The sequence below is a fragment of the Cellulomonas sp. P4_B5_2 genome (assembly GCF_056402235.1).
In genome coordinates this window covers 1-7,004 of the sequence record NZ_JBFUHU010000199.1, presented here as the reverse complement: position 1 = coordinate 7,004, position 7,004 = coordinate 1, and the positions used below count along the sequence as shown (strand labels likewise).

At 74.1% G+C, this 7,004-nt stretch carries 7 protein-coding genes; 3 read left to right on the top strand and 4 right to left on the bottom strand.

All coding sequences use genetic code 11. The annotated features are described in order from the left end of the window. The 3 genes from AC1DUQ_RS14530 to AC1DUQ_RS14520 all read left to right on the top strand — a co-directional run. Window positions 1-581 (top strand): HAD hydrolase family protein (locus tag AC1DUQ_RS14530; protein WP_477074026.1); only part of this gene is annotated, 581 nt, incomplete at its 5' end. Beyond that, complete coding sequence (locus AC1DUQ_RS14525; protein WP_477060413.1) at window positions 578-1,342, top strand: alpha/beta hydrolase; 765 nt, start codon at window positions 578-580, stop codon at window positions 1,340-1,342. The genes AC1DUQ_RS14530 and AC1DUQ_RS14525, both read left to right, overlap by 4 nt. After that, window positions 1,339-2,118, top strand: coding sequence for an alpha/beta fold hydrolase (locus AC1DUQ_RS14520; RefSeq protein WP_477060414.1), 780 nt, complete (start codon window positions 1,339-1,341; stop codon window positions 2,116-2,118). Before AC1DUQ_RS14525 ends, AC1DUQ_RS14520 begins: the two co-directional genes overlap by 4 nt. Before the next feature lie 9 nt (window positions 2,119-2,127). Here the strand turns inward: AC1DUQ_RS14520 and AC1DUQ_RS14515 are convergent, their stop codons facing one another. The 4 genes from AC1DUQ_RS14515 to AC1DUQ_RS14500 all read right to left on the bottom strand — a co-directional run bounded on the left by AC1DUQ_RS14515 (window position 2,128) and on the right by AC1DUQ_RS14500 (window position 6,746). Further along, on the bottom strand, window positions 2,128-3,504 hold the full coding sequence (locus AC1DUQ_RS14515) for a GntT/GntP/DsdX family permease (protein WP_477060415.1): 1,377 nt from the start codon (window positions 3,502-3,504) through the stop codon (window positions 2,128-2,130). Beyond that, window positions 3,501-4,022, bottom strand: coding sequence for a gluconokinase (locus AC1DUQ_RS14510; RefSeq protein WP_477060416.1), 522 nt, complete (start codon window positions 4,020-4,022; stop codon window positions 3,501-3,503). The genes AC1DUQ_RS14515 and AC1DUQ_RS14510 overlap by 4 nt, the downstream gene beginning before the upstream one ends. Before the next feature lie 81 nt (window positions 4,023-4,103). Further along, entirely contained in the window at window positions 4,104-4,532 is a 429-nt protein-coding gene (locus AC1DUQ_RS14505; protein ID WP_477060417.1) for a hypothetical protein, read from the bottom strand. A 24-nt stretch (window positions 4,533-4,556) separates the two neighbouring features. After that, window positions 4,557-6,746 carry a coiled-coil domain-containing protein gene (locus tag AC1DUQ_RS14500; protein WP_477074025.1) on the bottom strand — a complete coding sequence of 730 codons (2,190 nt, stop codon included), beginning with the start codon at window positions 6,744-6,746 and terminating at the stop codon, window positions 4,557-4,559. Between the last annotated feature and the right edge of the window lie 258 nt (window positions 6,747-7,004).

Below are 7,004 nucleotides of genomic sequence, written 5' to 3'. Positions count from 1 at the left end.
GGATGCCCCCGGAGCTCGTCGGCAGCATCGCGCACCGCGTCCGAACGGCCTGGGGTGGCCAGGACATGGTCCACCTGGCAGCGGAGAGCGCGGACGGCTTCGCGCACGAGACCCGGTTCCGGTCCAGCCATCCTGTCCCGGCAGGCAGCCCGGCGGCCGACCGCATCGAGGAGGTCCTGCGCCCCTCGACCTTCAAGCTGCTGGTCCGCACCGCTCGGCCGCCGACCGCGACGTTCGCCGACGAGCTCGCGGCCGTCGTCGGCGACCTGGCGGTCGTCGCGGACTCCGGCGCCGTCGGACTGGGCGAGATCTCGGGTCCCGGGATCACCAAGGCGGCCACCCTCGCCGACTGGGCCGCGTCGCGGGGCATCGACCCGGCGGACGTCTGGGCCGTCGGCGATGCGCCCAACGACCTGTCCATGCTCGGCTGGGCCGGCACCTCGTTCGCGATGGCCAACGCGCACGCGTCCGTGCTCGCCGCGGCGACGCGACGGTGCGCGTCGAACGCCGACGACGGGGTGGCCGACGTCCTGGAGCTCGCGGGTGCGCTGGCCGAGGGCGCCTTAGGCTCGTCGCGATGACGACGAACACGCAGGACCCCGGCCTCATCCGCTCGTTGACGGTCTTGCCCGCCGCGCGCCAGGACGTCGAGCTGCACACCGCCGACGGCCTGACGCTCGTCGGGGAGCTGGCGCGTCCGGCCGAGGCGCCACCCGCCGCGACGCTGGTGACCCTGCACCCGCTGCCCACCCACGGTGGCTACATGGACTCGCACGTGTTCCGGAAGGCGGCCTGGCGACTGCCTGCGCTGGCGGACCTCGCGGTGCTCCGGTTCAACACGCGCGGCACGGTCAGCCCGCGGGGGAGGAGCGGCGGGGCGTTCGAGGGCGGGGTCGGCGAGCGGTTCGACGTGCACGCCGCGATCGAGTTCGCCGAGTTCCACGACCTGCCGAACAGGTGGCTGGTCGGCTGGTCGTTCGGCACCGAGCTGGTGCTCATGCACGGCCGCGACCCGTCGATCGAGGGCGCGATCCTGCTCTCGCCGCCCCTGCACCGCGCCACGGACGCGGACCTCGACGCGTGGGCGGAGTTCGGCAAGCCCCTCGTGGTGCTGGTCCCGGAGCTGGACGACTACCTGCGCCCGGACGAGGCGCGCCGCCGGTTCGCGCGCGTCCCGCAGGCCGAGGTGATCGGCGTGGACGGCGCCAAGCACCTGTGGGTCGGCGAGGCGGCGGTCCGCCGGGTGCTCGACGAGATCGTCGCGCACGTGCTGCCCGACCACGAGATCCCGCTGCCCACCCACTGGGCCGGCCCGAGCACGACAGCGGAGGACGACGCATGAGCCTGCACACCTACCGCGCCGAGGGCGACGGCGTCCCGATCGTCCTCCTGCACGGCTTCCCGCTCGACCACCGCATGTGGGACGACGTCGCCCGGCTGCTGCCGCCGGGTCACCCGGTGCACGCCGTGGACCTGGCGGGGACGCCCGGACACGCGACCGACCTGCCCGAGCCGTCGCTCGAGGCGTCGGCGGACCAGGTCGCGGAGGTGCTGCGCGGCGTCGGTGTGACGAGCGCGGTGATCGCCGGCCTGTCCATGGGCGGCTACGTCGCGCTCGCGCTGCTCCAGCGGCACCCGGAGCTGGTGGCCGGGCTGGCGCTGGTCGACACGAAGTCCACCGCCGACGCCCCGGAGGCGCGCGCCAACCGGCTGCGGATCGCCGCCGAGGCGGAGTCGACGGGGTCGGTCGACCCGGTCCGACCCATGGCCACGTCGCTGCTGGGGGAGACGACGAGGACCGCGCGGCCCGAGGTGGCCGACCAGGTCGCCGCCTGGATCGACCAGCAGGAACCCGCGGGCATCGCCTGGTCGCAGCGGGCGATGGCGGCCCGGCCCGACCGCTCGGACGTCCTCCGGGCGTTCACGGGCCCGGTGGTCGTGGTGGTCGGCGACGAGGACACCGTCACCCCGGTCGCCGCCGCCGAGCACCTCGTGTCCACCGCCGAGGGCGCCCGGCTCGTCGTGGTCCCGCAGTCTGGGCACCTGTCGTCGGTCGAGCAGCCGGCCGCGGTCGCGGAGGCGATCGCCGAGCTCGCCCAGGCGGCCGGCTCCGCCTGACGTGCCCGGCTAGATCACGAGGCTGAGCAGCAGGACGAAGATCAGCGCGGTGACCGACAGCACGGTCTCCATGAGGGACCACGTCTTGAACGTCTGGCCGACGGTCATCTTGAAGTACTCCTTGACCAGCCAGAACCCGGCGTCGTTCACGTGGCTGAGGAACACGGACCCGGCGCCGATCGCGAGGACCAGCAGGGCGACGTGGGTGGTCGAGAGGTCCGTCGCGAGCGGGGCCATGATGCCGGCGGCGGTGATCGTGGCCACGGTGGCCGACCCCGTCGCGAGCCGGATGAGCACCGCGACGATCCACCCGGCGAGCAGCGGGGGGATCGCGGCGTCGGTGATCCCGCTGGCGATGACGTCGCCGACGCCGGAGTCGACGAGCGTCTGCTTGAACCCGCCGCCCGCGGCGACGATGAGCAGGATGCTCGCGATCGGCGCGAACGAGGAGTCGACGAGCTTGCTGACCTGCGAGCGCGTGTTCCCCAGCGCCGTCCCGAGGGCGACCATGGCCACCAACGTCGTGATGAGCAGCGCGACCAGCGGTGTCCCGAGGAACACCAGCACCTGACCGACGGTGTTGTCGTCGGAGCCGGACGCCTCGACCACGGTCCGCAGCAGCATGAGCACGACGGGCAGCAGCACGACCATGAGCGCGACCCCGAACCGGGGACGGCGGGCGTCCTCGTCGGTGCGCGCCTCGCCCAGGAACACGTCGGGCGGCGGCAGGACGACCCACCGGGCCAGCGGCTTGGCCAGCAGCGGGCCGGCGATGATCACGGTGGGGATCGCGACCAGGAGGCCGAGGCCCAGGGTCGTGCCCAGGTCGGCGCCCAGCGCGTCGATCGCGATGAGCGGCCCGGGGTGGGGCGGCACCAGCCCGTGCAGAGCGGAGAGCCCGGCCAGGGCGGGGATCCCGAGCACGATCATGGAGAGCTTCGACCGCCGGGCCGCGAGCATCACGACCGGGATCAGCAGGACGACGCCGACCTCGAAGAAGAGCGGGATCCCGATGACGAACGCGATGAGGGCCATCGCCCAGGGCAGCCGCTGCACGGGGGTCCGGGACAGGATCGCGTCCACGATCTCGTCCGCGCCGCCGCTGTCGATGAGCAGCTTGCCGATGATCGCGCCGAGCGCGATGAGCAGCCCGACACCGGCGACGGTGGTCCCGACGCCGGCGACGAAGCTGGTGAACGCGTCCTGGTAGCCGATCCCGGCCAGCACCGCGAGCACACCGGCGCCGAGCGTCAGGGCCAGGAACGGGTGCATCTTGAGGCCGACGATGAGCGCGACGATGACCAGGATGCCGATGATCGCCGCGATGATGAGCTGGGTCTCGCCGACCCCCTCCGCGGCCGCGGTGACGAGCTGCTGGGAGATCATGAGCGCTCCTCGGACAGGTGGAGGGCAGCCATCGCGCGGTCGGCCACGGCGTCGGGCGGTTCCTCGACGGAGATCGTCACGCCGTCCTCGGCGTCCGTCAGCGGCTCGAGGGTGGCGAGCTGGGACGTGAGCAGGGACGTCGGCATGAAGTGCCCGGCACGGTGCTCCATGCGGTCCTCGAGCAGCGCGGCCGGAGCCTCGAGCTGCACGAACCGCACGCGCCCTTCGGCCTCGCGCAGCAGGTCCCGGTAGACGACCTTGAGTGCCGAGCACGTGACGACGGCGCTCTCACCGGCCCGCGACCTCGCGGTCATCCAGTCCCGGATGGCGCGCAGCCACGGCCAGCGGTCCTCGTCGGTGAGGGGCTCGCCGGCGGACATCTTGGCGATGTTCTGCGGCGGGTGGAACTCGTCCGCCTCCGCGTACGGCCACCCGAGCCGCTCGGCCAGGATGCGGGCGACGGTCGTCTTGCCCGATCCGGCGACCCCCATGACGACGACGTGCACGATCTCGGTCATGTAGCGACGCCCCTGTCCGCCGGCCCCCTGCTGCCTCTGGGAGCCTTGCACGGGCGGTCCGAGCGCGCGCGGCGAGAGACGTCAGCGGGCGAGCACCCGGGCGAGGGCCTCCGACATGTCGAGCGACTCTCCGTCCTTGCCCCCGGCCCCGATGACCAGCGGGGGAGCGGACGGCTCCGGGGTGACGCCGCGGAACCGCGCGGCGAGGCTCGACGGCGTGGTCAGCACGTAGAACCTGCCCTCGGTGTCCACGGCGACGGTCTCGTCGCGGCGCAGGTACCAGCCGGTCAGCGGAGTCCGGTAGCGGGTCCGGCCGTCGTAGCTGCGTGCCGACAGCGGGACCGGCGCGGGTCCGAACTTCAGTGCACGGCGCAGGAACGCGTCGATCTGCTCCTGCGCCTGCGCCGACTCGGCGCGCTGCCGGCCCGCCAGCAGCTCGCCGTGCGCCGCCGCCGCTGCCCGACGCTCCTCGCGCCAGGCCGCGGCCGCGTCAGCCTTCTCCTCGGTCACGTCGACCCCTCGCGGGTGGACCCGTCAGTGGGAGGACGCGGCTGCGTCGTCCTTGGCGGGCTGCTCGTCCGGGGCATCGGCAGCCGGGGGAGCGTCCTTGACCTCAGGGCTCTCCGGCTCGGCGTCGTCGACGGGGGCGTCCTTGGACGGCTCCGCCTCGTCGGTCCGCGGCTCCGGGACGACGGGCACCGCGGCCGACACCGGCGCCGGGCGCGACTTCGTGGGTCGGGACGCAGGCCGGGCCGGCTTCCCGGCGGGGGCCGGGGCTGAGTCGTCCGACGTCGCGCTCGACGCCTTCGCCGCGGAAGCCTCGCTGGACCCCGCGTTCGCCGGCTTCCCCTTCTGCTCCTTCTCGAACGCTGCCTCGGCGCGTGTCGCGCGGTCCAGCGTGGCGCGGTCGGGGTTGTGGCCGAGCAGGTTGCGCAGCTCGTCGAGGTAGGACGTGATCGACTCGCGCTGGCGGTTGAGGTCCTCGACCTGCCGCGTCGCGGACGTTCGCTCCCGCTCCGACTCGATCATCGCGTCGGAGATCTGCTTCTCGGCGTGCTCGCGGGCCTCCGCGACCACCCGGTCCGCGTTCTTGCGGGCGTTGGAGATGAGCTCCTTGGCGTGCTGCTCGGCGTCGGTGCGCACCTTGTCGGCCTGCGCCAGCGCCTTGGCCACCCGCTGCTCGGCCTCGGCGGCGTGCGCCTCGGCGTCGCGGACCAGACGCTCGGTCTCGGCGCGCGCGGTCTCGTGGCGGTCGGCGTCCTCGCGCTCGGCGGCCTCGCGACGCGATGCGATCGTCAGCTCGGCGTCGGCCAGCTGCTGCTCCGCGGAGCGGACCATCTCGTCGGCGTGGGTCTTCGCCGACGTGGTCAGCTCGGCCGCGGCACGACGCGCCTCGGTGAGGGCACGCTCGCCCTCGAGGCGGGTGCGCTCGCGCAGCTCCGAGGTCTCGCGGTCAGCGGACGCGCGCAGCTCGCCGGTCTCGCGCGCCGTGACCTCCTGCAGCTCGGCCGCCTCGCGGGTCGTGACGTCGCGCAGGTGCGACGTCTCGTGCGTGGCCCGCTCGCGCAGCTCGGTGGTCTCGCGCTCGGCCTGCGCGCGCAGGTCGGTGGCGTACCGCTCGGCGTCGCCGCGCAGGGCGACGACGGTCTGCTCGGCGTCGGCCCGCTGGGCCCCGAGCTCGTCGGCTGTCTTGGAGCGCAGCTCCCCGGTCTCGCGCTCGGCCTGGGCGCGCACGAAGGCCGCGTACTGCTCGGCCTCGACCCGCAGCGCCGCGACCTCGGCCGCGACCCGCTGCTGGAGGGCAGCCGCGTCCCGCTCGGCGGCCGCGCGCACGCCGTCCGCGTACTCCTGGGTCTGCACCCGCAGGGAGGTGACCTCCTCGGCAGCCTGCTGACGGGCGGCTCCCACCTCGGCCGCGACGTCGCTGCGCTGCTGGGCCACGTACCGGTCGACCTCGATGCGGGCCGCCGCGAGCTCGCCCTCGACCCGCTGGCGCAGCTCGGTGGTGTCGGCGTCGGCGCTCTGGCGCAGGTCCTGCGCGTAGCGCTCGGCCTCCTCGCGCTGGGCGGTGGTCTCGGCCTCGGAGCGCGCACGGAGCTCGCTCGCGGTGCGCTCGGTCGCGATGCGCAGCTGCGTCGCCTCGTGCTCGACGCTCGCGCGCAGCGTGCCCAGCTCGCGCTCGAGCGAGCTGCGACGCTCGCTCTCCTCGGTGGTGATCGCGCTCTGGATGCGGGCGGCCTCGCGCTCCGCGGAGCCGACCAGCTCCTCCGCGCGGCGCTGCGCGGCCAGGAGCGTGCTCTCGGCCTCCGCCGCGGCCGTCGTCTTGACCTCGTCGGCCTCACGGCGGGCGGTGGCGACGACCTCGGCGACCTCGTTCTCCGCGCGCGCCCTCAGCTGGCCCGACGAGAGCTTGGCGCGGGCGAGCGCGTCGGCCGCCTGGGCGTTGGCCTGTGTGACCACGTCCGAGGACTGCTCCTCTGCGGACCGCAGCAGCTGCTCGATGCGCGAGCCCAGACCGGAGTAGGTGGGGCGCTCGGCCTCCCGCAGCTGGCGGTGCGCCTCGGAGAGCTCACCCGCCACCTGCATGGCGCGTCCGTCGAGGGACTCGACCTGGGCGCGGGCGTCGGCGAGGGCCTTCTCCAGCCCGGAGATGCGGGCGTCGACGGCTTCGCGTTCGTAGCCGCGGAAGTTGACGACGGGGAAGGGGGTCCGGGCGTCGGGCACGAGCAGTCCTCCTGGGCACGGGGCTCCGTGCGAGCGGCCTCGGTCGAGGCGCTCGTCGACTTCCGGAGCCCGCCGGTCAGGATACGCGTGTTCGCGGTGCTGTGGTCAGGACCCTGCCCGGTACGCACACCGCGGAGGATCCGTCCACTCGATCCCGGTTCGGCCGTGACGTGCCCCTCTGCCTATCCTGGGGTTTCTCTTCCCTGGAGGATCCTGCGTGCTCAAGCGTCTGATCATCGCCGCCGTCGGCGTCGCCGG

Coding starts and splice junctions, on each gene's coding strand:
- AC1DUQ_RS14515 (WP_477060415.1), bottom strand. CDS start 3,504: ATGATCTCCCAGCAGCTCGTCACCGCGGCCGCGGAGGGGGTCGGCGAG.
- AC1DUQ_RS14510 (WP_477060416.1), bottom strand. CDS start 4,022: ATGACCGAGATCGTGCACGTCGTCGTCATGGGGGTCGCCGGATCGGGC.
- AC1DUQ_RS14525 (WP_477060413.1), top strand. CDS start 578: ATGACGACGAACACGCAGGACCCCGGCCTCATCCGCTCGTTGACGGTC.
- AC1DUQ_RS14520 (WP_477060414.1), top strand. CDS start 1,339: ATGAGCCTGCACACCTACCGCGCCGAGGGCGACGGCGTCCCGATCGTC.